This is a genomic window from Cytobacillus sp. OWB-43, from assembly GCF_034651445.1.
Taxonomy (GTDB): Bacteria; Bacillota; Bacilli; order Bacillales; family Cytobacillaceae; genus Cytobacillus; species Cytobacillus kochii.
Window position 1 is genome coordinate 94,074 of record NZ_JAYEFF010000006.1, and the last position, 26,036, is coordinate 120,109.

Here is a 26,036-nt window from a genome sequence, read left to right on the forward strand (position 1 = left end):
AATACCTTTTATTGATATACAGGGTGGATTCATTTGCCATTCAAACAAGATTGTCATTGATTCGTGGTGTGAACAAGAAATAACACCGATGATCTCCAAATTCGTATTGTAAAAATAAAAAAACGGCCCTTATAAGGAGCCGTGCAAATCTATTTTTAAAGCGCTGCAATAAATTCCTCAATTTCATCTTGTGTTTTACGATCCTTACTGACAAAACGACCAAGCTCTTTACCATTTTCGATAGCTACAAAGCTCGGAATGCCGAAAATATCAAGTTCCACACAAAGATCGATGAACTCATCGCGATCTACATAAATAAATGTAAACTCTTTATACTTATCAGCTACTTCAGGCATAAACGGTTCAATAAACCGGCAATCCCCGCACCACTGTGCTGAAAACATTAAAATATATTTTCCGTTTTCCTTTAATTGCTCATACTCTTCCATTGACGCTAATTTTCTCATTGTTTTTCATCTCCCATATCAAGCTTCATATCGCCGAATTTAATCCAGCCTTTTTTTCTCATATATTCTGATATTATCAAGCTAATGATTGCAGGTCCAATAAAATGTATTACAATCACTTTTAATAGTACAGTAAGATTAAATCCCATTGTTGTAAAAGTCATTATTTGGCCGACTAAGCCACTCGTACCCATTCCCGCACCAGCAGCAATACTTTCCATATTAAAAATAATAATGCCAATTGGCGCAAGTAAAAGCCCTGCAATTGTGGGTGGGATGAGTATGAATGGATTTCTCATAATATTTGGCACCTGCAACATAGAAGTTCCTAGCCCTTGTGCAACAAGGCCACCAAATTTATTCTCCCTATAACTCGAGACAGCAAATCCAACCATTTGAGCAGCACAACCAATTGTTGCTGCTCCTGCAGCTATACCATTTAAATCAAGCATCATCGCAATAGCTGCTGCTGATATAGGGGCTGTTAAAGCGAGACCCATTAGTACAGCTACAATCATTCCCATCACTAGTGGTTGCTGCTCTGTCCCCCACATAATCAATGCTCCAAGATTTTTTATTCCAAGATCTATAAAAGGACCAATTAAAGACGCTACACTATATCCGGAAAACACAACAACAAAAGGTGTCACAATAATATCAAGCTTTGTTTCCTTACTAATTAGTTTGCCTAGTTCAGTAGAGATGATTGCTGCAACAAAACTACCTGCTGGTCCACCTAATACCGCACCAGCTGCCCCACTTAATAAAGAAGCAAACAAGACGAGAGGAGGCGCTTTTAAACTATACGCAATAGCAACCCCGATCGCAGGACCCATTAACCCCATTGCCATTGTACCCATTTCAATCATTACATTAGAAATCATGCCTAGTTGTAATTGTTCACCAATAGTTTTAATAATCAACCCTATAATTAAAGTGGAGAACAATCCTAAAGCCATACTCCCCATAGCGTCTATAAAATATACCTTTAGAGACAGTTTTACTCCCTTCTTATTAAGAAAAGCGTTCATGTATAATTCCTCCATCATTATGTTCATTTAACACCATATTATCTTATCACATGTAAAGACATATGTAATATCTTAATTTTTATTTCATTAAGATGTTAATAGAGGGAGTTACAACCTTAAAGTTTTATACCATTCAAAAATAAAATGAATGGTATGACCATTTGTATTTCTTCAAAAACGTTCAGTAGATACTTGTCCACATTCTTTCTTCATCTTCTCATATTCATACTTCATTTGATGAAATAGTTAATACCATTAGAATTAGCCGCCATACAAGCCTTCTAATAATGAAATGAAATAGACTATCTTAATGCGCGATTGTTCGAAAGATCTGTTCTTCAATAGATGAACGACATTAAGTAAAGGGTAACTTTTATTTTTAGAAAGGAGTTAAGCATCGGAACAGAAAATAGCCATTTAGCACATACAGTATCAAACAAAATAAGCAGTGCACATATTTTCACTATCAATCCATTTGATGTTAGAATAAGTAAAAGTGTAGAGGAGGAAGACAATGGAACTGAATGTATATTTAGCTGGGGAAATTCATTCTAACTGGCGTGAAGAACTGAAGGATAAAGCCAAATCACTACAGTTACCGGTTCATTTTTTCGGACCTATGGAGAATCACGATCGCAGTGACTTCATTGGGGAGGAAATCCTTGGTAAGCAGCCTAATGCTATTTTCAAAGACGAAGCAGCTTCAAATATCAATAATTTACGCACTGAGCTTTTATTGAAAAAATCTGATTTAGTGATTGCCTTATTTGGCGAAAAGTATAAGCAATGGAATACTGCTATGGATGCAAGTGCAGCAATCAACCAAAACAAACCGCTTATCCTCATTCGGCCAGAAGAACTCCACCACCCTCTGAAAGAATTATCAAGTAAAGCAAATGTTACAGTGGAAACGGTTAATCAGGCCATTAAAGTACTTTCTTATATTTTTGAGGAAAAATAGTAGACTATTCCCTACCTGCCACCATTCATGTGGTGGGTATATTTTTGAGACTTTTGCAGAAAACACATCATATGCATCTTAAATAAAAACCAGCCCTAAAATGAAATGGGCTGGTTAATTTATTGCAAAAGGCTTTATTCACCTCTATTGCGATATTGCCATTGACCATACAATAGCTTAACAAGATGGGTAAACATTTCTTCGCGGTTGATTTGATTTTCTGTAAATACCCCTATTGCTCCTTCTTGGCTACGGATATTATTTTTATTCGTAAAATCATCCATGACTGGTCCCAGTTCCTCTCCTTCAATCAGACGCTGCGCTATAGAATCTGGTAAAAGAATTCTTGCTCCACCTGCAACAATTGGCGTATGCCCTTCTACTGCAAGTGCACCCCAATTACATAAGAATAGACCATAATCTGTTTGCTGTACACCACCTTCTAGGCCAATGCCAATGACTCCATCGCCTTCATATAAGGCACCCTTCGCCCTGTTAATTGCTCCTTGAATCGTTTCTTGATCAGTCATTGGTTGTTTAGCTACATTAGATGCAACATCAACAGCAATAACATCACTATTTTCAATGAAAATATTTTTAACGGCCTGTACTTTTGTAGGGTTTTTCGATCCAATATAGATCTTCATGATAGCCCCTCCTAAAATAAATATATTAAAAATCATCCTGATATACTCATTGCCAATGCAAAACTTAAAAAGGACCTCTTGTAAAGAAGTCCCATGTTACTTATTTGAAATTCTAACTGTTTTGACGAATGGTTTCAACTGTTGTGCGATCAAGTGATTTTATCAATGTGACAAGTAGTTCTTTCGCAGCAGCATAATCATCTATATGGATAATTGAACCGTGCGTATGAATGTATCTTGAACAAATACCAACAACTGCACTTGGGACACCATTATTTGTTAAGTGAACACTGCCTGCATCCGTTCCACCAGGAGAAACAAAGTATTGATATGGAATCTGATGACTTTCAGCCGTATCTAGAATAAATTCTCTCAAACCGCGATGTGTAACCATTGAGCGATCAAGTATTCTTAATAATGTACCTTTCCCTAACTGTCCGAACTCGTCCTTTTTACCAGTCATATCATTGGCAGGACTTGCATCAAGCGCAAAGAAAAGATCCGGTTTAATCATATTAGCAGCTGTTTTTGCACCTCTTAAGCCTACTTCTTCTTGTACAGTCGCACCAGACCATAAATTAATAGGTAGTTTCTCATCTTTTATCTCCTCAAGTAATTCGATAGCAAGACCACACCCATAGCGATTATCCCAAGCCTTCGCCAAAATTTTCTTCGGATTCGCCATTGGTGTAAATGGACAAATAGGAACAATTTGTTGTCCCGGTTTGATACCGATTTCTCTTGCATCTTCTTTATTGTCAGCCCCGATATCAATCAACATATTCTTTATATCCATCGGCTTATTTTTTGCCGTATCATCTAATAAATGAGGAGGGATAGAACCAATTACCCCAATTACCGGTCCGTTAGCAGTCATAATCTGCACCCTTTGTGCCAATAATACCTGGCTCCACCAGCCACCTAATGTTTGAAATCTGATCATGCCATTATCTGTAATAGCAGTTACCATAAAACCTACTTCATCCATATGACCTGCAACCATAATCGTAGGATCTGTTTCAGCACCTTTTTTCACACCAAAAATACTTCCTAAATGATCTTGTACAATTTCATCTGAATATTTACTAAGCTCTTCTCTCATAAAATTTCTAACTAAGTGTTCGTTACCAGCTGCTCCGGGAAGTTCTGTTAATGTTTTAAATAGTTCTAAAGTCTTCTCATTCATTATTTCCCACTCCTATTATTTGACTATATTGAATCCTATGTATATTACCATTCTACATAACTTTTATGACGGGTGCCACCATTAGGAAAGTTAATTAGTTTTTAAATATTCAATTCTTTGCTAAGATAAAAGTGAAGCAATTAGCATAGCAAAACATCTAAAAGATTATGTAGATACTTTTTAATAATGGAGGTTTAATTATGAGTTGGAAATCATTTGTTTTAGGTGTAGGGGTCGGTCTTGTTGGAGGATATATTACGCGCGAGGTAATGACAGAGAAAATAGCAGCGTCACCTGAGAAGGCATTACAAAATGCAAAAGATGCCTTCAAAGAGAATGGGGAAATAAGTGGTTCATGGATTCATATGGAAAAAGAACCTTATCAAAAGGAAGAATTACATTATGAAGTGTATAAAGGCGGCATATCCAGATATACTGGTGAAGACGTAAAACAATATGAATTTGTTGCCGATGCAAAAACAGGTGTCATTATTGACGCTTATCCTATTTAATTTATTCCTAAATGAGCGCTGAGCCTCATCGACGCAGATGCGTTGATGGGCACAGGCATTCATTATTTATTTGGCTCTTTTAATTTCTGCGATGATTTCTTTCCCCTCTTGATTCCATTTAACTGCTCGATAAAAGGCATCATGATAAAAACTAAACCAAGCTTCTTTTTCTAATCCTATCTTCATCCACTTTTGTTTTGCAGAGATAGAATCCATCGGATAATCATCAAACGCCAATACCCATAGCACATTTTGATGCGCATGTGTTGGCATAATATCGGCCATATGTATAAGCAACTCTTCTTTTCCCTCAATGATAATGATGCTATGTCCATCACTATGGCCGCCTGTATGAATCATTTGAACAGGTCCCATACTCCATTCTTTATCAAATGTTATTACTTGTTCTTGTATACTCTGCCAATTTTCCTTCCAATATGTATTACGTGAGCGAATATTCGGATTTCTCATTTCATCCCATTCGATTTGTGAACAAATAATCTTCGCGTTCGGAAATACAGAATGATAGGATTCTCCTTCTAATTTAGTCAAACCACAAGCATGATCAAAATGCATATGAGTCATAAGAACATAATCAATATCCGACGTCGTAAAACCTAGTTGCCTTAAGTCTTCCTCTATAAACGATTCTTCCCATGCACCGTAATTCCGCTTTTGTTTATCTGTAAACTTCCCAATCCCTAAACCGCTTTCAACTAACAGCAATTGATTATTCCATTGTATGAGGATAGGATCTGTTCGTAGCTCAATTTGGTTATTTTCATTACTAGGATACTTTTTGGACCATAATGGTTTCGGAACGACACCGAACATCGCTCCCCCATCTAGATGATTGACACCACCACGAAGCCAAGTTAATTTTATATCGTCTATTTGTAAAGTCTCCATTCTTTTCCCTCCCTTTCACACCATTAGTCTATCATATTTACGCAATATTAAGAAATCTATTATTAAGCAGTATTCCATTAATTAAAGAAAAACAAGTTCAGTTAAGCCACTGGGTATAGTCACTAAAAAGTTCTGAAATCAGGAGGAGAAATAGAGATTCATCGTTCACATAGAAACTCTCTTTCCGTTGACTTCCGTTACAGGATCGATGTGCTTACAATTCTTCAATTTTTCATATATTCGATTTTGTACGAAACTCGTATTCTCTTCGCTTTTTTGAACACATACTCTTGATATGCAGTCTACTCAAAGAAACATGATTAGAGAAGTGAAAAAGGCCTTTATCACCAACACAACATGACGATAAAGACCTGTTACTATTTTCTGAGCCTTTCTTAAGTGAAGCGGCATTTTCACCTTATCGATATTGCACTTCACATCGGAAAATACGACTACCTTTATTCGAGAACTTTTCTTCGTACTCTGTCATTATATTTCCTTCATAATCACTCTGGTGAAGGTCTAAGCTGACATATTTCAATATCATTCCGTATTGAGAGAAACTCATTAAAGAATATTCGAAAAGACCTTGGTTATCTGTTTTAAAATGAATCTCTCCTTGAGGAGGTAGAATATCTTCATAAAGAGATAAGAATGTTTGATAAGTTAGTCTTCTTTTTGCATGTCGTTTTTTAGGCCACGGATCTGAGAAGTTTAAATAAATCCGATCTACTTCACCTTTCTCAAATACCTCCCGTAACTCTGCTGCATCGATATTCATCAGTTTTACATTTGGTAATTCTTCTTCAATAATATGATCTAGCGCACTTACAATGACGCTCTCCGCTAATTCAATACCAATATAATTAATCTCAGGATTCTGTTTTGCCATTCCAGTAATAAAACGACCTTTTCCCGTACCAATTTCGATATGAAGTGGACGATTATTACCAAAGCACACTTGCCACTTTCCTTTTTGTTCTTTTGGCTCTTGGATAATGTATTGTGGATAATTGGCAAGTTTTTCTCTCGCCCACGGTTTATTTCTTTGTCGCATAATTACACCTCTATATTCAATTCATCTTTCAAAAGATAACATGCAATGTAAAAGTGTGCAAGCTCCTTTAAAAGGGTAGCTTACTATGCAGTTTTGCAGACACTCACTACTTCCCATGGTGAAACCTCTTTTGTCATTACGGTTTTTAGCATGTATAAAAAACGAAAGGAATCACAATCTAGTTGTGATTCCATAAAAAGAAAAAAGGTGAGTAAAATGCCAATTAGTCAAAAAGACCAATTAACATTGCTGCAGGATCTATTAAGGAACCATCACACAGATACCTGTGGCTCCAAATCAGAATGTGAACAAATTGCTAGGCTTGTACAATCCCTACAAAACCAAGAAACTATTCATCAAGATTTACTTCCTTTATTAAATGATGTTGACCAATATAGTAAAAACGGTATAGAATCATCTGACCTAAACGAGCATATTTCTTCTAGCAAAGATGAACTCGCTCAATGGGTCGACACAATGAATCAACTAATATAATCTAAATGAAGCCTTCTTTCCAACCCTTGGATTAGATTATTCATTTCCTGAAAACGGAATTTACTTTTATGCCATTGAATACTATCCAAGGCTTGGAACAATGCATACCACTTCATGCGCAATCGCAAATCTTCCGTCAACACCATGCCATATAACTGAAGCCACTCACTCCATTGTTCATATGGAATATAGGCATATAATAATGTACCAATATCTATAGCCGGGTCACCGATCATTGCTCCATCCCAATCTATTAAAAACAACTGATTATCCTCGGATAATAGCCAATTATTATGATTCACATCACAATGACACACAGTCGTTACATCCGTTTCAATCGCATTCACTGTGTCTTTTAAAAATGTTAGTGACTCAGCTACTAATGGAATTTCCAATAAGTCTTGATCCAATTCCGTTAATAGTGATTGTAATACTGTCTCTGGATGGATGGCCGATTTCCCTAACCTAGTTAACATGGCAAGCAATGGTTTTGATGAGTGAATCTTCTTTAGCAGCTTGGCTACTCTCTCGCTATTCATTTGCGATTGCCTAAGCTCACTACCACTCATCCATTGCTGAGCAGTAAATACATCTCCATTCTCCATCCTTTTCGTCCAAACAAGCTTCGGGACAATTCCTTCTGCAGAAAGCACGGCTAGAAAAGGAGAAGAATTCCTTTTTAAAAATAATCGCTGTTCATCATGTTGTGCATAATAGGCTTCTCCAGTTGCACCACCAGCCGGGATAATCCGCCAGTCATCCCCGAATAAATTTTCCAAAATAGTTCACCTGCAATTTACTACGCCATTTATGAATAGCTGTATTAAACAATTTCACACTTAAAGTTTCAATTGAAAATAAAAATAGCTATTGATACAAATTCAACAATAGCTATCTTTATAAATTTTATCTCTTTCAAGAGTTTTTAGCAAGTTACTTTTTCCTGAACAAAACAATAGCAGGAAAAGGGAGGCAAAGTAATATTAGAATAGTTACCTAACGAATGAGGAGAGGCTTGATTTTGAGTGACATATAATTTCCATTGCCCATATGGTAAGGAAATTTCATATTCCTTTTCAGTTGGATTAAAATAACATAATACATCCTCATTAAACTTATGATGTGAAAGTAAATACGCCAGTAGTGGTTTTTCAATATCTAGAAAACTTACCGCTTCATTAATTTGCTTCGTACTGGATAAACGTAAAATCGCATACCTTTTTCTGAAAGCAATTAATCCTTTTACATATTCAACATTCTCTTTATATTTACTCCTAGCCATCCAATCCAATTGATTCACACAATCAGGTGAACGATAACTATTCCCTTCACCGTTTTTTGTTCGAAAGAACTCTTGACCACTGTGCAAGAAAGGAATCCCTTGTGCAAGAAGAACCATCGCTGTTGCTAATCGATGTCTTAGTCTTTTACTTTCATCTGTGTCTTCAGGAAAACATATATGGATTTTATCCCATAATGTATGATTATCATGTACTTCCACATAATTAACCGTCTGAAATGGTTCATTAAATATCCCTTGTTGACCAATGCTCCCCTTCAATACTGTTTTAGCTGTTTGATAATAATAGTGATTACCAAGTGCATATCCACAATCGTATAGATTAAATGTATTCCCTTTTATTCCATCTCTAAACTGATCATTAAATTGTGCAATGGCACCAAGCCTATCTTGATTATGAATATTCGCTTTCTCTTCTTTAGCGAGAGGTGTATTTAAGTCCCAACCTTCACCGATAACAAGGATTGTCGAATCAATGCCATCTAACGTTTTCCGGATAAGTTTCATCGTTGTCACATCTAAAATACCCATTAAGTCAAATCGAAAACCATCAACCTTAAAAGTGTTGGTCCAATAAGTAATCGAATCAACAATAAACTTTCTTACCATATGCCTTTCAGATGCGATATCATTTCCGACACCTGTACCATTTGATGGAGTACCATTTAGATCATGTCTAAAATAATAACCTGGTACAATTTTTTCAAAAGAGGAAGTTTCTCTTTCATACACATGATTATAGACAACATCTAAAATGACCCTTATACCTTTTTGATGAATGACATCAATGAGTCCGATTAATTCATTTATTCTTGTATAAGGAGTGGCAGGATTAGAGGCATAGCTTCCTTGTGGCACATTAAAATGAAGAGGATTATATCCCCAATTATAACAATCGTCTGGTCTAGTCTCATCAACTCCAGCAAAATGATTCAATGGTAAAAATTCGATATGTGTTATACCTAATTCTTTCATATAATTGAGCGCTGTAGAGTCTCCTTTTACGTTAGCAGTGTTCTCTTCAGCTATGCCTTTATATAAACCTTTGTGGCGGACACCGCTATTTGGATGAATGGTCAAATCCCGAATATGCGTTTCGTAAATAATAGCATCTGTCATCATTGAGAAGGATGGGCGTGCTGTTTTTGGATGTTTATATCGATTCTCATCAATAATGACACCTAATTGCCCATTTGGAGTAATTGCTTTTACATATGGGTCTACAGCTTCTCTCCAAACCCCGTTCACACATATGTGGTAGCAATAACACCATTCATGTACATCCATTGATACAGTAACCTGCCAAACACCTTTTTGCTTCCTACTCAGTTCAATCATTTCTGAATCATTGCCATGATGTAACTCTAATCGTAGGGCAGTTGCCGTTGGTGCCCATACTTTAAAAGTCGTTGCATGCGGTTGATATTCATATCCAAGAGGCCCTTCATATTTGAAGAGCTCATCAAATTCAGGTGTTCTTGTCACCGACCCAATATCGACCTCAATCACATCTCCGTGTTCACTTTCTATATAACATATCGCCCCAAATGGAAAAGGATGAGGAAAAGAACAATAGTATTTGCGAAAATCATTAATTTCTTCTATTCCTTCTATCACAAGCTCGTAACTTTCATCACGATGGATATAAGTAAAATACTTTGAATGACCCTGGTGATAATCATAAGGAAGTAATAATGTGACTAAATCTAATCGATCTAAATACGCGTAAAATGCTTTCTTACTATCATTCATATTACTCCCCCATCCCTTCATTTAATTATTGTCCTCTTTGCTAGATTGGAAATATCTCTTAGGCGAAATGATAAGCCATTCTCCCCTCTATCCTGCACATCAAATGAACGGGAAGCCGCATTGAGATAGAAAGTCCAAGAAGTGACATCACTTCTTTATACTTCCCTACTTTCCTTTGCAATGTGAGCATACTAATCAATTATAAATAATGTCCATCTCTGTACTCACCACAGTTCCTACGACATTTGCGGAAATCATATGTAACGCCAACAAAAAGTCTCAGGTTCTATTCCTATCGGTTTATAAACCGATTCACCTTATAGGCAACTTAAGCATCAAACCACAGCCCATTATTTTTACAAATAGCAAATAGAGTTATTTAATCCCTAAATTCACCCGATATCAAAACTCTTCTTCATTATCTATATTATTCACCAGTGATTTAAGTGCTTGTTTAGCTGAATAGACTTTCAAAATACCTCTTATCAAATCATTACCCGATCTATATGGAAAAAGGCCAGTTTAACAGCCGAGCTCTTATTCCATCCATGCAGTTCATGAATGGTACAAACACTGCCTTACAAACCAATAACACTTTTTATTCGGACCTGTTACTGGACAAGAGTATTTGACTTTGCTGTCTTAAATTTGCCTGAACGAGAGACACACTTATTTCATTTTTTTCGTATGGATAGACAATAATGATTAATCGCCTATTCGTTACCCTTCCCCTATGTCACTCCATTCCGATCTTTCGAATGATATACTTTCCGCATAAGTCAACAAGGCTTGTGCTGCTAATAACTGCTGACTTTTTAACGGTGCTTTTGTTTGTCTTTTATTTATGAACCAAGACGGATACTCTTTCCGATCAATTAAAGTAACATCAAAGGGTACTGAAGGATAATCAATATATCCTTCTCGGCAAAGAACAACCTTTTGAACAGGTAAAGTGACATCATGTTTGTCCAAAATTTTCTTGACTACTGTGACTGTTCTGTTTAATGAGATCAATGGGTTTAAAATTTTCTGTTCATTTTCTTTTTTAGCTAACCAAAATCGGCCAGCACTTCCGGTATAAGCCGTTAATTCAGCACCGTCTAAAAAATGGAGACAGATTACTTCCGTCGGTGTGAGAATAATTGTATCAAGAGAAACCGGTGCTTGACCTAGCTTTAGTATCGGCTGGAATAGGACAAGGAATGTATCTGGAAACCTTTGTAACAAGTATTTTAACTGTTCATTATAATAGTAACTTCTTGGTAGAGATGATTCAGAAAACAAGGTTGAGCTTGCCCACTTTAATTGTGTACGAAATAATTGATCGAGGTACATTTGCTTAAGTTCCTTTGTTGAGGTAGGTCTCACATGATAGTCCGCGGTAAACGAAAATGAATCTTCATTATGATTCGTTTCCTCTTCAGCCACCTCTTCAATCATTGTCTCCTTGTTTCTTTTTACAATATTGAGCAGCTTATCCTTCAAGCGTGGTTTATGATATTGAGCTGGTTCTTCCTCTATGAGTTGGTACTCTTTTCCTTCTTCTTCAAAACGGGTCAATAACAGTTCCCATTGTTGTTTTTTTAATTTTACAAATCTAGATGGATATAAATAAATATTCTGCTCATATCGTGAAATACAATCGACAATTTTTATTAACTGCCCCACCCTACTACCCCCTTAACTTTTTAATGAGAATGTTGCTATTCTTTTATATTTCGGCTTACTCTCTGTATTTACTTCATAAAGACCCACTTCAGTAGCTTCAAATGATAACGGTGTTTCCATAATAGGCGGAAAATGTGTGAACTGATTTTTACCTTGCCATTTTTTAGCTAATGTAATATGTGGTGTGAAATTTCTTCTATCACGTGAGAAACCATACTTTCCACAGACTTGATTAACAATGGATTGAATTTCATGTAATTGCTTTTCTTTATGTATATCACACCATAGAATACGAGGGCGTTCCTTAAGTCCAAAAGTTTGAACACCTTCAAGATACAGCGTAAATGGGGAAGTATTTTTTAAATCATTAACTATCAGTTGGTTCATTTCGTCCAATACTTCTAAAGAAGCACTCCCTAAGAAAGCAAGAGTAATGTGATAATCACATTCATGTACCCAATCTTTAAACGGATAATCAGCCTCTACTGCCAGACATTTTTGTTTTATGATTAATTGTATATTTCTTGGTATACTAATCGCATAAAAGTAATGAGGATTTCTCTTTTCCATCATCTTTATCCTCCCAATTCCTTTTGATTATCTATATCTATTTTATCAGAACAGATAAGAATTTCAGTATTTTTCCATAGGTATGATGTCATGTTTGCCTTTAAGCAATTCCTTTATAACTGATAAGTTAAATATGATATAACTATAATAAAGAGTAAAGCATTGAAGAAAGGATGCGACTTGAATGAAGGTTGTTGAAAACTTAGCGCAACTAATAGGAGACACCCCTCTATTGAAATTAAATAAAATTGGGCCTAAAAATGGGGCTACTATTTATGGAAAACTAGAGTTTTTTAACCCTAGCAAAAGCGTAAAGGACAGAGCAGCATATAATATGATTCTAAAAGCTGAAAAAGCGGGGTTATTAAAACCAGGGGCTACAATTATTGAACCCACAAGCGGAAATACAGGCATAGGTCTTGCTATGAATGCTGCCGCTAGAGGATATAAAAGTATACTCGTAATGCCCGATACGATGACGAAAGAAAGAATCAATTTATTAAAAGCGTACGGTGCAGAAGTTGTTCTCACACCAGGAGATGAAAAAATGCCTGGTTCAATCAGAAAAGCAAAAGAATTAGCTAAACAAATTCCTAATAGCTTTATCCCTATGCAATTTGAAAATAATGCTAACCCAGATGCCCATAGGCATTCAACTGCTATTGAAATTATTGATGGGATGAAACAAATAGGTAAGGATTTGTCTGCATTCGTTGCTACTGCAGGGACAGGGGGAACCATTACAGGTACCGGGGAAGTATTGAAAGATTATTATGAGGGACTCCAAGTCCATGTTGTAGAACCAAAAGGTTCGCCTGTGCTTTCCGGTGGAGAACCAGGAAAACATAAATTAGTAGGGACAAGTCCTGGCTTTATACCAGAAATCTTAAATACAAATGTCTATGATGAAATACATCAAATCACAGACGAAGACGCCTATCAAACAACAAGAGACCTCGCACGAAAAGAGGGCATCCTTGTCGGTCCATCATCTGGAGCAGCTTGTTTCGCAGCGATACAGGTCGCTAAAGGTTTAACATCAGATGATGTCGTTGTATTCATTGTTTGTGACACAGGTGAGAGATATTTATCAAGTGATTTATTTAAAATTTGAATATAGAGCTAGAAAGCCGGACGAATGCTATCGTAGATTTGTCAGGCTTTTTTATTATTACACTCCTAAATTAAAAACCGATCCCCCGTTAACCAAGTTTACCAAGCTTTCACACCTCGTGTGTACCCAATTTAATTCCCTAATTTCCTATTTTAGTTTTCATTTGTGTCTTTCCTGCTGAATGACTTGCAAGTTCGCATTGCTCGGCTTTCATTTCCATTCTCGCTTCTGAGTAATATGCAAACCACACATTTAATAAGTACCTTGTGCTTCCAATATGCCCTAAAGAAACCCTCCCATATTTCTTTCGCGTGTTCCCCGCTCATATGCGTTATGTTTAGAACAACAAAAAAAAGGCCACTCGATTTATCGAATGGCCTTTCTCTTATACTTCAGCACTCACTTGTTTTGAATGCCTATTGTCTTCCTCTTCTTCTAACTTACGTACTGCTTCCTCACTTGTATCCACTCGTTTTATAAATAATACGAGTATAAGTGCAACAATATTAATTGCAAGTGATACATAGAAGGCATATTGTATACCTGATAGTAACGCTTGTTGAGTAACTGCAGCAGTTGTTGCTTCTGTCATTGTTGTAGGGTCTACACCTGTCATTAAGCTTTCTGCTTTAGATTGTGTGACACTATTCATAATCGTTACTAATATAGCTGTACCGATTGAACCCGAAACTTGTTGAGCTGTGTTATTTATTGCTGTTCCATGTGGATTTAAGCGATTTGGAATTTGGTTCATACCATTTGTCATAATTGGCATCATTACCATTGACATACCAAACATTCTCAACGCATAGATAATCACAATATGACTATAGGATGTATCGATTTGTAAATTAGCTAACATATAAGTTGAAATAGCTGTCACTATTAAACCAACAGCAGCTAACATACGCGGTCCAAATTTATCAAATAACTTACCAGTGATTGGTGACATAATTCCCATCACAATTGCTCCTGGAAGCATTAACAGACCAGAATCGAGCGGCGATATTCCACGAACACTCTGTACATATGCTGGAGTTAAGATCATACCTGAAAACATGGCGACCGCATTAACAATTGCAATCACTGATCCCAGTGCAAACATCGGATATTTATATACACGTAAATCTAATAGTGGTTTTTCCATTGTCATTTGACGAATAATAAAGAGAATAAGTGAAATGCCACCAACAATTAAAGTCGTTAGTACCCATGTATCTGTCCAACCATCAGCACTTGCAGAACTAAAACCATAAAGCAAGCCGCCGAAACCTAAACAAGATAGCACGACTGAAAAATAATCAAGTTGCACATTTTTATTTTGAGGCATAACGTTCTCTAATTTCCAAATAGATAGTAATAAGCTGATGATTGCTAATGGCAAAATCATCTCAAAAAGAACACGCCAATCATGATATTGAACAATATACCCAGACAAAGTCGGACCAATGGCTGGTGCAGTAATCATAACTAATCCAAACACACCCATTGCAGTACCGCGTTTTTCACGAGGAAAACTAACAAGCATGACGTTCATTAATAAAGGCCCCATAACGGATGCACCTGCAGCCTGAACCATACGACCTGCTAATAACATACCAAAGTTTGGTGCAAATGCAGCCATAGCTGTACCAATTGTAAATACAGACATACAGAAAATATATAAGCTACGATTTTTAAAACGTGTTAGTAAGAATGCTGAAGCAGGAACAAGCACGCCACTAACTAGCATATACCCAGTTGCCAGCCACTGTACTGTAGAATAATTTTCTACATTTAAATCGACCATAATACTAGGCAACGCCACATTTAATAATGAATTATTTAAGAAAGACACAAACGCACCGACAAATAATATTGCAAGCATTAAATACGGAGGTTTTTGAGGTTGTAAACTTGAATCCATACTTTCTCATCCTTTTTATTTTTTATTTCGAGTACTGAACCATTTTAAACCCAAAGTATAAATCGGTCAACATATTTATACTAAAAGTTCAATTACATTGTATTTCTCTTCTTAAGAATTTATAATTAAAGCCATAAGGGTGGGAATACACGATGAATAACAAGAAGAAGAAAGTGGCAGATGCAGCATTGAAACTGTTTCAAGAAAAGGGAATTCAACAAACATCTGTACAAGATATTATTGATTCAGCAAATATTTCCAAAGGGACATTTTACAATTATTTCGCCACAAAAAATGATTGTATCGCTGAGATATTAGAGGATTTGCGCTATGAAGCAAGTCAAAGAAGAATTGCACTACAAGTGGGGAAAGATACAAAAGATAGAGATGTCTTTATAGATCAAATCTCCCTATTATACACACTACAAGAAGCCAGTAATCTTCATCGATTATTTGAAGCGATATTGCATTCCAATGAAAAGGATTTAAAGAAACTCGTTTTACAACATAGAGTGTACGATATGGAATGGTTAACATTTAGAGTTATTGAGGTATTTGGAGAAGACACTAGAGATTATGCGTTTGAAGGAGTTGTCTTATTTACTGGAATGCTCCAACACCTTCTCTTTGTGAAAAGAATTACGAATAATGTTTATGATTTAAAACAACTTATTGATGTGACACTATCTTATTTAGAGATGATTTTACAAACGATGAAATCTAGTGGCGTTTCTCTTCTCAATTATTCAGCTATTAATCAGCTAAGAACTCATATAAATAAACGGATTATCAAAATTGAAGAAATTTTTGAGTTTGCTCAGCAATTGCAAGAACAGCACCAATTTGATGAAGATCAACAAGATTTATTTGATGCGATATTAACAGAATTAAAAGCAGACCGAATTCGTAAACCTGTTCTGTTACCTTTACTCAAACCTTTCCAAACCTCACTAGACAAGACAGAGATCGAACTACAAGCTCATACGTTTACAAATTTGATTTGGTACTATTTACAAACAAAATAAAAACAGCTTGGACAGTTTTGCTTTTATCTAAAATAACCACGAGCCAAATGAATTTGGTTCGTGGTTATTTATTTCCCATTAGCTATTTGCTTTTGCTAACTTTGGCCAGAAGACAATTGGTACTAAAATGAATGAAATCAATCCACCAACTATACTTAAAGTAGCATAACTAGAATGAGCAACAACCATGCCCGAAAGCAACCCACCTGTCGCACCAGATAGGGCAATAAACACATCGACTTTTCCCTGAATGTGAGCTCTGTTTTCATTGGTTGTTCCATCAACAATTAATGTCGTTCCACTGATTAAACCGAAGTTCCAGCCTAACCCTAATAAAGCTAAAGCTAAGATTAATCCAAATAAAGAATCCTCAGGCACACTAGCAGCGGTAATACCAGATAACAATAATGTAACACCTGCAGCAATTGCAATAAAATATCTACCTAATCTATCAACTAGAACACCTGTAAATAGAGATGGTAAATACATCGCACCAATATGAACGCCAATTACCACTCCGATTGCTTGTAGTGTATGACCATGATGAAGCATATGAACAGGGGTCATCGTCATAATCGCTACCATAATTAACTGTGTTAAAATCATTACTGTTGCCCCAACAACGATATGATATTTATTTACATTTTTGGTAGAAATAACAGAATTACTCATTTGATTTTCTTCTTCAGCGACCCATTGCTTCGCTAAGATAAATGGGTCTGGACGTAATAAAATAAACAATACAATCCCAGCAGCTATGTATGCAAGAGCAGATAATAAAAACGGGCCAGCTAAAGGAGGAATGGTTAATCGGCCTGCCACCTCCCCCATAATATTAACTAGATTGGGCCCTAATACTGCTCCAAATGTGGTCATAACCATTGTTAAACTTACTGCTTTTCCCCTTTGATTCTCATTAGCCAAATCACTGCCGGCATATCTCGCTTGTAAATTGGTTGCCGTACCTGCGCCGTAAAGGAATAAAAAAAAGAATAATAGAAAGATATTCTGTAATATAGCTGCCAAAACAACCCCTAATGCTCCTAGTCCACCTACAATAAAACCTATAGTAAGTCCAATTCTTCTGCCATAATGTTGAGAAGTTTTCCCTACTATAAAAGCAGTAACTGCTGATCCAATCGTGAATAAAGCTGTTGGCAAGCCTGCATATGAAGCCGTTCCTAATATATCCTCTGCTAATAACGCTCCTACCGTAATGCCTGCAGCCAAACCTGCTCCACCAAACAACTGAGAAATACTCACAACCGTTAAAGTTCTTTTATATAATCTCTCTCTCTCACTCTCACTATAACTCGATTGAATCGGTTCTCCCATTTCTTCCCCTCACTTTGTTAAATCTTATATTTCTTGATTTTGAAGTTTTATTAGTATTGTATCCTTAATAAACTGTCGGCAGCTTTCAGATAAAAGTGACTTATTCGGATGAATCATATCACCATATATGTTATTCCCTAGAATTCTCACTTCTCCTGCAAATGGTTTATCGGATTGTGCATCGTACCCTTGTAGGACAATATAAATAGATTGTCCCCTCCTCGCAAAATCAATGATAGACATTTGATGTTTACTCAATTTTATTCCATCCCCTCTGGTTATAACCGTTATTGACTAGTTTACTCTATTTTTGGTAAATGGGAGCAATGATTTGATTATCATTCAGCTAGTAAAAGCTTTCATAACACCTTATTTTAAGGTATTCAACCATTTTTTAATCTTCAAGCATAATAAGTAATACATGAGAGGAGTTGATTTTATAAAGGAGTTTTTATAATTGACCCTATTACGACGTTTAGATGGCACTAATCGTCTTTACTGGATCTAACAGACAAGAGAAGATAACGGATGATTTGATTAATAAAATTGAGGGTACAACTATTTCAAAAACAATACATCATAATCATTGAAGAAATTCTCTATAAAACAACTATGTATGATAGAAAAGATGATACATGTAGTTAAATTTACTATTGAACGCAAAAAACAGAGACACCATTAGATGACGTCTCTGTTTTCCTTCTTAGTCATTATACTTGCGACCGATTCCAAAATCTGTGAGCGGACAAAGCATCAATTATTTGTTTCGCAAAATCATTACCTGATTGTTCTTCTAGTAAAATGCCTTCTTCACTAGGATAATCTAAATCTTTAATCCAATAGATGGCATCACCAGTAGCAGCGATTGGTTTGAAGTGTTGGTATGCTTCATCTATAAACAGCAATGCATCATGCTTAAAGGTTGCATCAACTTCATCACTACCAATGAGATACACACCATCAAATACCACTGAACTGTCACTAGCAAATGTATGTTTTGCTTGTAACTCTACTCCCCCACTCCCTCTAATTGTGCCAAGACGGTCACTTATAATACATGGGTTCACACCAGCTTCTTGCAAATCATTGATGATTGACTTTGCTTTTTCACCTTCAAACCCATCTGTAACAATGATTGCTAGTTTACGTGTAGCTGCGGAAAAGATTGTGTTTTGTTGACTTAGTGCAGGTGATGATTTCGCTGTAGTTGTCTCATTTTTATTCTCAACTGCATCTACACCCACTTTTTCAGCAATGCGATTAGCAAGATCACTATTTACGTGACTAAACATTTCGACTACACGCTCTTTTACAGCTTGGCTTTCCACTTTACTCAATTCGAATTGAAAAGCACTAATCGTATGTTCTTTTTCTATATCGCTCAAGCTATTCCAGTACAGTGTAGCTTGACTAAAGTGATCTTCAAAACTATCACTTCGTTCTCTAATTTTCCTACCTTCTACTTTTTCTTGATAGTGAGCATAACCACCTTCAGATTCTTCAACCGTATTCGGCGAACCATTTGCTAGGGTATTATTATGATAAGCAGCTTGTCCTGTATTAATCGTTTGGCGACCATAACCATCTCTTTGATTATTGTGGAAAGGGCAAACAGGTCTATTAATAGGTAGCTCATGGAAATTTGGACCACCTAAACGAATGAGTTGGGTATCTGTATAGGAAAACAATCTTGCTTGTAATAATGGATCATTCGTAAAATCAATACCAGGTACTACATTTCCAACTTGGAAGGCCACTTGTTCTGTTTCAGCAAACACATTGTCTACATTGCGATTCAGTGTCATTTTACCAATTTTACGAACAGGAATTTCTTCTTCTGGCCAAATCTTCGTTGGATCCAGAATATCGAAATCAAACGAAAATTCATCCTTCTCTTCTAAAATTTGCACACCAAGTTCGTATTCAGCATAGTCGCCTGCTTCGATAGACTCCCATAAATCACGGCGATTGAAATCAGGGTCTTTCCCTCCTAACTTTTGTGCCTCGTCCCAAACAAGGGAATGTGTGCCTAATACTGGTTTCCAGTGAAACTTAACAAAGTGACCTTCCCCTTTATCATTAACCAATCTAAATGTATGAACACCGAATCCTTCCATTGTTCGATAACTTCGCGGAATACCACGGTCACTCATCACCCACATCACCATATGGGCAGATTCCTGATTTTGCGAAACCCAATCCCAAAAAGTATCATGTGCAGAAGCCGCTTGTGGCATTTCATTATGCGGTTCAGGTTTCACTGCGTGAATTAAATCAGGAAATTTAATACCATCTTGGATAAAAAATACAGGAATATTATTACCTACTAGATCATAATTTCCTTCTTCTGTATAAAATTTTGTAGCAAATCCCCTGGCATCTCTCGGCGTATCAAGTGAACCACGCGAACCAACAACTGTTGAAAACCGGACAAAAACAGGCGTTGTCGTATGAGGATTAGTTAAAAATTTCGCTTTCGTGAATGCCTTCATTGAATCATCATAAACTTGAAACTCACCGTGAGCCCCAAATCCCCTAGCATGAACAACACGCTCAGGAATTCTTTCATGGTCAAAATGCGTTAACTTCTCACGTAAATGGAAATCCTCTAGTAATGTTGGACCTCTTGTACCAGCTTTTAAAGAATGATCATCTTCTGAAAGTTTTACTCCACCGTTTGTTGTTAAGTCTTTATCCTTATTGTCATTACTTCTAAAATTTTTAAGTTGTTTGTCTTTATCATTTTTAGACATAGTAATTCTCTCCTTTTATTATGTAATTATTTTTAAGGAATAGTTGTTTTTATTTACCCTCCATATTTTTTCTAAAACAAAAATAATCATTTTTTTTAAATAATAATTATAAAAAAGATGGAATCAACACATTGATTATTTTAAGCCAACGCCTATTTACAGGTTTCTTTTATGACATACTAGCGTTTTATCATAAAAAAAAAGCACCCTATGATGGATGCTTTTCTTCGTGCATTTGTAATGATCTTTGAAGATGAATCATGTCATTTTTCAAGTTAGATAAACCTTGCATTTTAGGAAAGGAAAAATTTGCTGGAGCGTGCTCTCTGTAAGCTGCATTAGCTAAAGATTCATAAGAATACAAGAGTTGCGCTAAAGCCTCATCAGATAATTTCACTTGGTGCGCTTTCTCTTCTGCTGTTTTTTCAAGAAAATAGGTGATTTGCTCTAACCAAAAAACAACTGGCCAATAATAGGTTAATGCGCTGCGATCGATCGGGATCTCACCAGCTGCTGTATTATATACAGTCTTTAAGCCTTGAATATTTGTTTTCAATTTAGATAGTTCTCTTTCTGATTCATGACCATCTTTTGTATGGGTTGAAAACATTGTAAACATGAGCTGAGCTTGGCTACGAATTGTTTTTGAAATGAGGTGGGGTAGCCTACTAGAGGCTGAACTTCTCCCAATAATTAAAACACCTAATAAACCAATGATACTGCCTATAAAAACATCAATTATTCTTGCTTGTGCGAAATAAGTAAAAGCAAAATCACCTGGCGTTACTGTTTCTGCCATCAACAGCGCATTAGGTGTAAAAAAGATTGCCGCTAATCCATAGTTTTTCACAATAAATAATTCTGTAATAAAGGTAAGTAAAAAGATTAATAAGGCAATGACAAGTCCAGTAGGGTGAAAACTAAGTATAAAGCTAGCGATTAAGATTCCCACTATTGTTCCAATTCCACGTTGAATTGCACGATGATAAGTGGCAACGACTGTTGCTCCAGACATGACAGCTACACAAGAAAGAGGTACCCAAAATGAACGTTCAAAATGAAATTGGTAAGCGATAATCCCTGCAATGATTGTCATAATTCCAATTCTCAAAGCAGACAGTAATACAATCGAGTTCTTATCAAATGAATGAAGTAAAGCTTTTCTAACAGTGGGCTTAGAAAGCTCTATTTCTTCTTTCACATGCGAAGAAATATCTTCTGTATCCCAATCGAGGCGTTTAATAATTGCATATAATTGCTTATACTTGGCGTGCCAGCCTCTTACTTCATCTTCTTCGATTTCAATTATATCCAATCTATTTTTATCAACTGAATTCGATAAAACTTGAAGCTGTTCTATTAATTTTTGTGGTGGCGCTGTTCTTTCATTTAAAAAGTTTTTAATCACCTCTAGAAAAATGCGATTCAAATGATCATTTAACACATATAAACGATCATATCTCTTCTTCCTTCTAAGAGGTAGGTAGCCAGCAATTAAGATATCCTCGACATCATTTAAGGAGGACATGACTTTATATCTCTGTTCATCAAACTGCTCTGTACCAATGCTTTTTATCAAAATGGTTAATTCATTATAAGCCCTTTTAACGACATCTGTTTCAGGTCCAAAAGGATTCACAAACCAGCCTGCCATCGCAATCAACCATGACAGTGCACCACCTAAAAACACAAACCCAGCACGCTGAAACGCTAGCTCAGGCTCTGTAGGCATTCCAGAAGTCATTGCGAACACTAATACAAAAAAGATCGCACTTGGCCCGGTAAAGCGTAACGCTCCAAAGACAAACGTGGCCATTGCAGCAATTATACCCATAATGATTGCAACAGCAAGTGGAAACGGTGCAGCAATTGTCCCTAAGAAGGATGATAAAGTAATTCCTATGGCAACGAAAAATAGTTTTTTTGCTCTTTGGGCATAAGGGATATTAAATACATAAAGATAGGTAAACCCACCCATACCTGTTAATAAACCATACTCTAGCTCTCCAAAAAGGATACCAATAATAACTGGAAGACCTGCAGCTAATCCAGCTAGAAAAGCCTTTACCCATGGAAAAGGTTTTTTGTTCACCTTTAGAGCTTGTTGAAGAAGGGATGCATTTCCTTTATCTGTATTTCCACTCATTTATAAAACCTCACTTAAAACCTTAAAATAAAAACAATAAAGAGCATCTATTCACACTAGATGCCCATGTTCTATAGAACGTAAATAAATCCCTTTAAAAGGGAATTTCCTGACATATATATTAGTATAACATATTGCCAAAATACTTATGTGGCAATCCTCATGGTACATTTTCACTTTACTACTTGTATGAATATTTCGTATACTTTTATTGATTGTAGAAAAAGTAAGGAGTGTGGTTGCTGTTGAAAGTACACCAAGCGTTGTTAGCTGATGTAGATGATATTCTTACTTTGCAGAAAGGGATCGTTGAAGAAAATCGATTTTTCATTACTACAAACGAAGAATTTTTAGCAAATATAGATGAAGAAAGAAAAAGATTATCTGCAATCATCACAAATAGCAAAAAACACTCGGTTGTCTTTGTCGCTAAGTCTGATCAAAGAGTCGTTGGATGTATTATATTTCGCTCATCATCCATAGCCCGACTAGCTCATCATGGTAGTTTTAGTATATATGTTGACTCAAGCTATCGTAAAAAAGGCATTGGTATGCAATTATTGCAAACACTGATTAAATGGGCTGAAGAACATCCTGTCATTGAAAAATTATCTTTAGGAGTGTTTTCTACTAATTACCCTGCTATCCATCTTTATGAAAAAATGGGCTTTGTGGAAGAAGGACGAAAAATAAAAGATATTAAACTTAGTCATGATGTGTATGTTGACGATGTTTTAATGTACAAGATGGTTTAAAAATATTACGAGGTGATTCCGTTGATAAGACGTCATACTGTTCTTATGAATCAATTACACACGTATCGTGAGGAAGTGCTATTAATCCTCAAGAATGTATCTGCATAGCAAGCAGAAATCATTCCTGCCGGTTTCCGCAATAACATCAGATGGCATATGGGGCATATTTACCTTGATCAGTTTTTATGGATACAATCGTTAACAAGAGAGGTTAGCATAGACTTATCAGCCTATCATTCATTCTTTGGTTTCGGTACAACACCAACTGATTTCAATGAATGCACCCCTTCTTATGAAGATCTTATCAGATTACTTCGTGACCAACCGACAGTTATTGAACAGCATTATGGTGATATCTTAAATCGCGAATATCAACCTATTGATATGGGTATGTGCACCATTGAGGATGTCCTCATCAGAACCATCTGTCCTGAGGGAATCCACATGCAAACAATCAATATAATTATCCGTTTAATTAAGGAAGGTTCCTATGACCAATATTCGAAAAATTAAGCAGAAAGATAACTTAAAGATTGCAGCAATTATAAAAGAAGCATTAGAGTCAGCCAATTTAGCTATTCCAGGAACGGCTTATTACGATCCTCAATTAGATTCGCTCCATCAATACTATGAAGAAACCCCAGGCTCAGCCTATTGGATTGTTGAAATGGAAAAAGAAATCATTGGAGGTATCGGCATTGCTCCTTTTGACTTAGACGAAGGAATATGTGAATTACAAAAACTATATGTATCACCTAAAGCTAAAGGACTGGGCTTATCCAAAAAGTTAATGGATACTGCGCTGACATTCGCAAAACAACATTATCAATATTGTTATTTAGAAACACACAATACACTAACAATTGCGGATCGCCTATACCAATCATATGGGTTTGAATTACTTCATGAGCCACTAAAAGGGTCAGAACATTCAGCTATGGATCGTTGGTACATAAAGCCACTGTAAATGAAAAAACGAACAAATTGTTCGTTTTTTCTATTTCACCAAACTAACCAGCTTTTTCATTCTGAAACCCATCTCTTATAAAGTAATAAATACTATGTGTAATCTTTATATCGTGAAGAATGATAAGCAATACAAGTGTGACTGGACCAATAAATAAGCCAAATGCTCCGAATAATTGGAGACCAACAAAAAGAGAGATTAACACAGCAACCGGATTTAAATCCATGCTGCTCGATAAAACTTTGGGCTCTAACAATTGTCTTACGACTAATGTCACACCATAAACAATGGCAATGCCAACCCCAAGTCTGACATCTCCTGTAATGAGAAGATAAACACTCCAAGGAATGAGGATTGTCCCTGTGCCTAAATAAGGTAGAAGTTCTGCGATACCTATAATAACCGCTAGTGTAAATATATTTTCTACTCGCAAAATAGCTAGACCAATGAAGACAATAATTCCTGTTGCGATCATTAGAATAAACTGCGCTCGTATAAAACCAAACAGTCGGTTTCTTATGGCAAAGTTAAACTCTTTTGCCTTCACTCTCACACGAAAAGGGAGGATTCTCCTGAAAAAACTTCTATATTGTCCCCAATCTTTTCCCATAAAGTAAATGCTTAATAAGAAAAAAATAAAGGCAACAAAAAAAGTAGGCAAGCTGAGTAGCAACTGAGATAACCAATCAACAACCCCTTGACCAATATCTCCTAAAATAGAACCAACCTGTGAACCAAGTTCCATTATTCCTTGCTTCATGGCCTGATTATTACCCGAACCAATTGAGTTAAATAACCCTGACGCATCTTGCCAAAAAGGTAAAATAACCGTATTAAAAAAGTGTTGCACATTAATAGAAGCGCCCTCTATCCAGTTAGGGATTTGCAAGAAAAAGGTTTTAAAATTGGCAATTAGTAAGAACAGTAGGCCAGTAATCATACCGCATATAACAAGAACACCGCCTAACAAGCCAACGAAGCTTGCCCATCCTGAAGAAAAGCGTAATTTACTTTGTAATAACCGAACAAGGGGCTGTAAAAACCAGGCAAATAAGGCAGCCAACCAGAAAGGATAGGTAAGGGTGAATGTTTTTATGACGAACCAGCCGACCAACACCAAAGTGAGTATAAGCACGCCAGCTCGTACAATCATCCAAGCATGACTTCTTTTCATAAAACATCCTCTTTTCATTCAATTCTACTGTTTATTTCATGTCATAATTATATACTAGTCCTCTGAAAGAACAAAAAGTCTACACTCGAAAACCATGAAAAATTTGGTACGTTTTTTTGAAAAGTGCTGGATATTTAGAGATATTAAAGTTAGTAACTTTACAATAATGTCCTTGAAAGTGAAAAATTCCTTGAGCATCTCTATGCAGCTAAAGAAACAGCCCCACGCCCATTCTTCATATTCATGAAGACGATTAATGATTTGTGTGCAATCAAGAAAGGTATTAGCTGACTTTATTCATGAAAA

24 protein-coding genes are annotated in these 26,036 nt (G+C 36.2%); 8 read left to right on the forward strand and 16 right to left on the reverse strand.

The window, feature by feature from the left end; all coding sequences use genetic code 11:
• Positions 1-155: 155 nt before the first annotated feature.
• Together U9M49_RS18545 and U9M49_RS18550 are read right to left on the reverse strand one after the other, a co-directional pair.
• Positions 156-467 (reverse strand): thioredoxin family protein, encoded by a 312-nt coding sequence (locus tag U9M49_RS18545; protein ID WP_095372220.1) that lies wholly within the window; start codon positions 465-467, stop codon positions 156-158.
• Entirely contained in the window at positions 464-1,498 is a 1,035-nt protein-coding gene (locus tag U9M49_RS18550) for a PTS transporter subunit IIC (RefSeq protein WP_095372219.1), read from the reverse strand. The genes U9M49_RS18545 and U9M49_RS18550 overlap by 4 nt, the downstream gene beginning before the upstream one ends.
• Positions 1,499-2,012: 514 nt before the next feature.
• Here U9M49_RS18550 and U9M49_RS18555 point away from each other — a divergent pair.
• The gene (locus U9M49_RS18555) at positions 2,013-2,459 is read left to right on the forward strand and encodes a YtoQ family protein (protein WP_095372218.1); all 447 of its coding nucleotides are present in this window, start codon (positions 2,013-2,015) and stop codon (positions 2,457-2,459) included.
• 134 nt (positions 2,460-2,593) lie between these two features.
• Here U9M49_RS18555 and U9M49_RS18560 read toward each other — a convergent pair whose 3' ends face one another.
• Both U9M49_RS18560 and U9M49_RS18565 read right to left on the reverse strand, forming a co-directional pair.
• The gene (locus U9M49_RS18560; protein WP_095372217.1) at positions 2,594-3,106 is read right to left on the reverse strand and encodes a DUF84 family protein; all 513 of its coding nucleotides are present in this window, start codon (positions 3,104-3,106) and stop codon (positions 2,594-2,596) included.
• A 112-nt stretch (positions 3,107-3,218) separates the two neighbouring features.
• A complete protein-coding gene (locus tag U9M49_RS18565) occupies positions 3,219-4,292 on the reverse strand; it encodes a M42 family metallopeptidase (protein ID WP_095372216.1) in 1,074 nt (357 codons plus the stop codon).
• A 200-nt stretch (positions 4,293-4,492) separates the two neighbouring features.
• Here U9M49_RS18565 and U9M49_RS18570 point away from each other — a divergent pair, with 200 nt between their 5' ends.
• Positions 4,493-4,804, forward strand: coding sequence for a PepSY domain-containing protein (locus U9M49_RS18570; RefSeq protein WP_095372215.1), 312 nt, complete (start codon positions 4,493-4,495; stop codon positions 4,802-4,804).
• A 66-nt stretch (positions 4,805-4,870) separates the two neighbouring features.
• Here U9M49_RS18570 and U9M49_RS18575 read toward each other — a convergent pair whose 3' ends face one another.
• Together U9M49_RS18575 and trmB are read right to left on the reverse strand one after the other, a co-directional pair.
• The gene (locus U9M49_RS18575) at positions 4,871-5,713 is read right to left on the reverse strand and encodes a YtnP family quorum-quenching lactonase (RefSeq protein WP_095372214.1); all 843 of its coding nucleotides are present in this window, start codon (positions 5,711-5,713) and stop codon (positions 4,871-4,873) included.
• Between the two features lie 418 nt (positions 5,714-6,131).
• Positions 6,132-6,770: a tRNA (guanosine(46)-N7)-methyltransferase TrmB gene (gene trmB, locus U9M49_RS18580; RefSeq protein ID WP_095372213.1), complete on the reverse strand. Its 639-nt coding sequence runs from the start codon at positions 6,768-6,770 to the stop codon at positions 6,132-6,134.
• A 216-nt stretch (positions 6,771-6,986) separates the two neighbouring features.
• On the opposite strand from trmB, the gene U9M49_RS18585 reads away from it, so the two are divergent.
• Positions 6,987-7,265 carry a YtzH-like family protein gene (locus tag U9M49_RS18585; RefSeq protein ID WP_307316725.1) on the forward strand — a complete coding sequence of 93 codons (279 nt, stop codon included), beginning with the start codon at positions 6,987-6,989 and terminating at the stop codon, positions 7,263-7,265.
• On the opposite strand, the gene U9M49_RS18590 is transcribed toward U9M49_RS18585, so the two are convergent.
• The 4 genes from U9M49_RS18590 to thpR form a co-directional block, all read right to left on the reverse strand.
• Entirely contained in the window at positions 7,253-8,044 is a 792-nt protein-coding gene (locus tag U9M49_RS18590; protein ID WP_095372211.1) for a phosphotransferase family protein, read from the reverse strand. The genes U9M49_RS18585 and U9M49_RS18590 overlap by 13 nt on opposite strands.
• Before the next feature lie 146 nt (positions 8,045-8,190).
• Positions 8,191-10,317, reverse strand: a complete 2,127-nt coding sequence (gene pulA / locus U9M49_RS18595) for a type I pullulanase (protein ID WP_307316720.1) — start codon at positions 10,315-10,317, stop codon at positions 8,191-8,193.
• Between the two features lie 720 nt (positions 10,318-11,037).
• Positions 11,038-11,985: a nuclease-related domain-containing protein gene (locus U9M49_RS18600; RefSeq protein ID WP_095372209.1), complete on the reverse strand. Its 948-nt coding sequence runs from the start codon at positions 11,983-11,985 to the stop codon at positions 11,038-11,040.
• Between the two features lie 12 nt (positions 11,986-11,997).
• Positions 11,998-12,558, reverse strand: a complete 561-nt coding sequence (thpR, locus tag U9M49_RS18605) for an RNA 2',3'-cyclic phosphodiesterase (RefSeq protein WP_307316718.1) — start codon at positions 12,556-12,558, stop codon at positions 11,998-12,000.
• A gap of 181 nt (positions 12,559-12,739) precedes the next feature.
• On the opposite strand from thpR, the gene cysK reads away from it, so the two are divergent.
• Positions 12,740-13,669 carry a cysteine synthase A gene (cysK, locus tag U9M49_RS18610; RefSeq protein WP_095372207.1) on the forward strand — a complete coding sequence of 310 codons (930 nt, stop codon included), beginning with the start codon at positions 12,740-12,742 and terminating at the stop codon, positions 13,667-13,669.
• A gap of 385 nt (positions 13,670-14,054) precedes the next feature.
• Here the strand turns inward: cysK and U9M49_RS18615 are convergent, their stop codons facing one another.
• On the reverse strand, positions 14,055-15,575 hold the full coding sequence (locus tag U9M49_RS18615) for an MDR family MFS transporter (RefSeq protein ID WP_307316716.1): 1,521 nt from the start codon (positions 15,573-15,575) through the stop codon (positions 14,055-14,057).
• 152 nt (positions 15,576-15,727) lie between these two features.
• On the opposite strand from U9M49_RS18615, the gene U9M49_RS18620 reads away from it, so the two are divergent.
• Positions 15,728-16,600, forward strand: a complete 873-nt coding sequence (locus U9M49_RS18620) for a TetR/AcrR family transcriptional regulator (RefSeq protein ID WP_095372205.1) — start codon at positions 15,728-15,730, stop codon at positions 16,598-16,600.
• Between the two features lie 78 nt (positions 16,601-16,678).
• On the opposite strand, the gene U9M49_RS18625 is transcribed toward U9M49_RS18620, so the two are convergent.
• The 4 genes from U9M49_RS18625 to U9M49_RS18640 form a co-directional block, all read right to left on the reverse strand.
• Positions 16,679-17,935 carry an MFS transporter gene (locus U9M49_RS18625; RefSeq protein WP_322910360.1) on the reverse strand — a complete coding sequence of 419 codons (1,257 nt, stop codon included), beginning with the start codon at positions 17,933-17,935 and terminating at the stop codon, positions 16,679-16,681.
• Positions 17,936-17,959: 24 nt separating this feature from the next.
• Positions 17,960-18,193 carry a hypothetical protein gene (locus tag U9M49_RS18630; protein WP_322910361.1) on the reverse strand — a complete coding sequence of 78 codons (234 nt, stop codon included), beginning with the start codon at positions 18,191-18,193 and terminating at the stop codon, positions 17,960-17,962.
• A 452-nt stretch (positions 18,194-18,645) separates the two neighbouring features.
• Positions 18,646-20,688 carry a catalase gene (locus U9M49_RS18635; protein WP_322910362.1) on the reverse strand — a complete coding sequence of 681 codons (2,043 nt, stop codon included), beginning with the start codon at positions 20,686-20,688 and terminating at the stop codon, positions 18,646-18,648.
• A 208-nt stretch (positions 20,689-20,896) separates the two neighbouring features.
• Entirely contained in the window at positions 20,897-22,834 is a 1,938-nt protein-coding gene (locus U9M49_RS18640; RefSeq protein ID WP_322910363.1) for an FUSC family protein, read from the reverse strand.
• A 245-nt stretch (positions 22,835-23,079) separates the two neighbouring features.
• Here U9M49_RS18640 and U9M49_RS18645 point away from each other — a divergent pair, with 245 nt between their 5' ends.
• The 3 genes from U9M49_RS18645 to U9M49_RS18655 all read left to right on the forward strand — a co-directional run bounded on the left by U9M49_RS18645 (position 23,080) and on the right by U9M49_RS18655 (position 24,556).
• On the forward strand, positions 23,080-23,589 hold the full coding sequence (locus tag U9M49_RS18645) for a GNAT family N-acetyltransferase (RefSeq protein WP_307316704.1): 510 nt from the start codon (positions 23,080-23,082) through the stop codon (positions 23,587-23,589).
• A 156-nt stretch (positions 23,590-23,745) separates the two neighbouring features.
• Positions 23,746-24,102, forward strand: coding sequence for a DinB family protein (locus U9M49_RS18650; RefSeq protein WP_307316702.1), 357 nt, complete (start codon positions 23,746-23,748; stop codon positions 24,100-24,102).
• A complete protein-coding gene (locus U9M49_RS18655; RefSeq protein ID WP_095372199.1) occupies positions 24,080-24,556 on the forward strand; it encodes a GNAT family N-acetyltransferase in 477 nt (158 codons plus the stop codon). Before U9M49_RS18650 ends, U9M49_RS18655 begins: the two co-directional genes overlap by 23 nt.
• 43 nt (positions 24,557-24,599) lie before the next feature.
• Here U9M49_RS18655 and ytvI read toward each other — a convergent pair whose 3' ends face one another.
• The gene (gene ytvI / locus U9M49_RS18660; RefSeq protein WP_095372198.1) at positions 24,600-25,730 is read right to left on the reverse strand and encodes a sporulation integral membrane protein YtvI; all 1,131 of its coding nucleotides are present in this window, start codon (positions 25,728-25,730) and stop codon (positions 24,600-24,602) included.
• Positions 25,731-26,036 lie beyond the last annotated feature (306 nt).

Excerpts from the sequence above, each read along its gene's own strand:
- U9M49_RS18545 (WP_095372220.1), bottom strand. The coding sequence starts at position 467 with ATGAGAAAATTAGCGTCAATGGAAGAGTATGAGCAATTAAAGGAAAAC.
- U9M49_RS18550 (WP_095372219.1), bottom strand. The coding sequence starts at position 1,498 with ATGAACGCTTTTCTTAATAAGAAGGGAGTAAAACTGTCTCTAAAGGTA.
- U9M49_RS18555 (WP_095372218.1), top strand. The coding sequence starts at position 2,013 with ATGGAACTGAATGTATATTTAGCTGGGGAAATTCATTCTAACTGGCGT.
- U9M49_RS18560 (WP_095372217.1), bottom strand. The coding sequence starts at position 3,106 with ATGAAGATCTATATTGGATCGAAAAACCCTACAAAAGTACAGGCCGTT.
- U9M49_RS18565 (WP_095372216.1), bottom strand. The coding sequence starts at position 4,292 with ATGAATGAGAAGACTTTAGAACTATTTAAAACATTAACAGAACTTCCC.
- U9M49_RS18570 (WP_095372215.1), top strand. The coding sequence starts at position 4,493 with ATGAGTTGGAAATCATTTGTTTTAGGTGTAGGGGTCGGTCTTGTTGGA.
- U9M49_RS18575 (WP_095372214.1), bottom strand. The coding sequence starts at position 5,713 with ATGGAGACTTTACAAATAGACGATATAAAATTAACTTGGCTTCGTGGT.
- trmB (WP_095372213.1), bottom strand. The coding sequence starts at position 6,770 with ATGCGACAAAGAAATAAACCGTGGGCGAGAGAAAAACTTGCCAATTAT.
- U9M49_RS18585 (WP_307316725.1), top strand. The coding sequence starts at position 6,987 with ATGCCAATTAGTCAAAAAGACCAATTAACATTGCTGCAGGATCTATTA.
- pulA (WP_307316720.1), bottom strand. The coding sequence starts at position 10,317 with ATGAATGATAGTAAGAAAGCATTTTACGCGTATTTAGATCGATTAGAT.
- thpR (WP_307316718.1), bottom strand. The coding sequence starts at position 12,558 with ATGATGGAAAAGAGAAATCCTCATTACTTTTATGCGATTAGTATACCA.
- cysK (WP_095372207.1), top strand. The coding sequence starts at position 12,740 with ATGAAGGTTGTTGAAAACTTAGCGCAACTAATAGGAGACACCCCTCTA.
- U9M49_RS18615 (WP_307316716.1), bottom strand. The coding sequence starts at position 15,575 with ATGGATTCAAGTTTACAACCTCAAAAACCTCCGTATTTAATGCTTGCA.
- U9M49_RS18620 (WP_095372205.1), top strand. The coding sequence starts at position 15,728 with ATGAATAACAAGAAGAAGAAAGTGGCAGATGCAGCATTGAAACTGTTT.
- U9M49_RS18625 (WP_322910360.1), bottom strand. The coding sequence starts at position 17,935 with ATGGGAGAACCGATTCAATCGAGTTATAGTGAGAGTGAGAGAGAGAGA.
- U9M49_RS18635 (WP_322910362.1), bottom strand. The coding sequence starts at position 20,688 with ATGTCTAAAAATGATAAAGACAAACAACTTAAAAATTTTAGAAGTAAT.
- U9M49_RS18640 (WP_322910363.1), bottom strand. The coding sequence starts at position 22,834 with ATGAGTGGAAATACAGATAAAGGAAATGCATCCCTTCTTCAACAAGCT.
- U9M49_RS18650 (WP_307316702.1), top strand. The coding sequence starts at position 23,746 with ATGGGGCATATTTACCTTGATCAGTTTTTATGGATACAATCGTTAACA.
- U9M49_RS18655 (WP_095372199.1), top strand. The coding sequence starts at position 24,080 with ATGACCAATATTCGAAAAATTAAGCAGAAAGATAACTTAAAGATTGCA.
- ytvI (WP_095372198.1), bottom strand. The coding sequence starts at position 25,730 with ATGAAAAGAAGTCATGCTTGGATGATTGTACGAGCTGGCGTGCTTATA.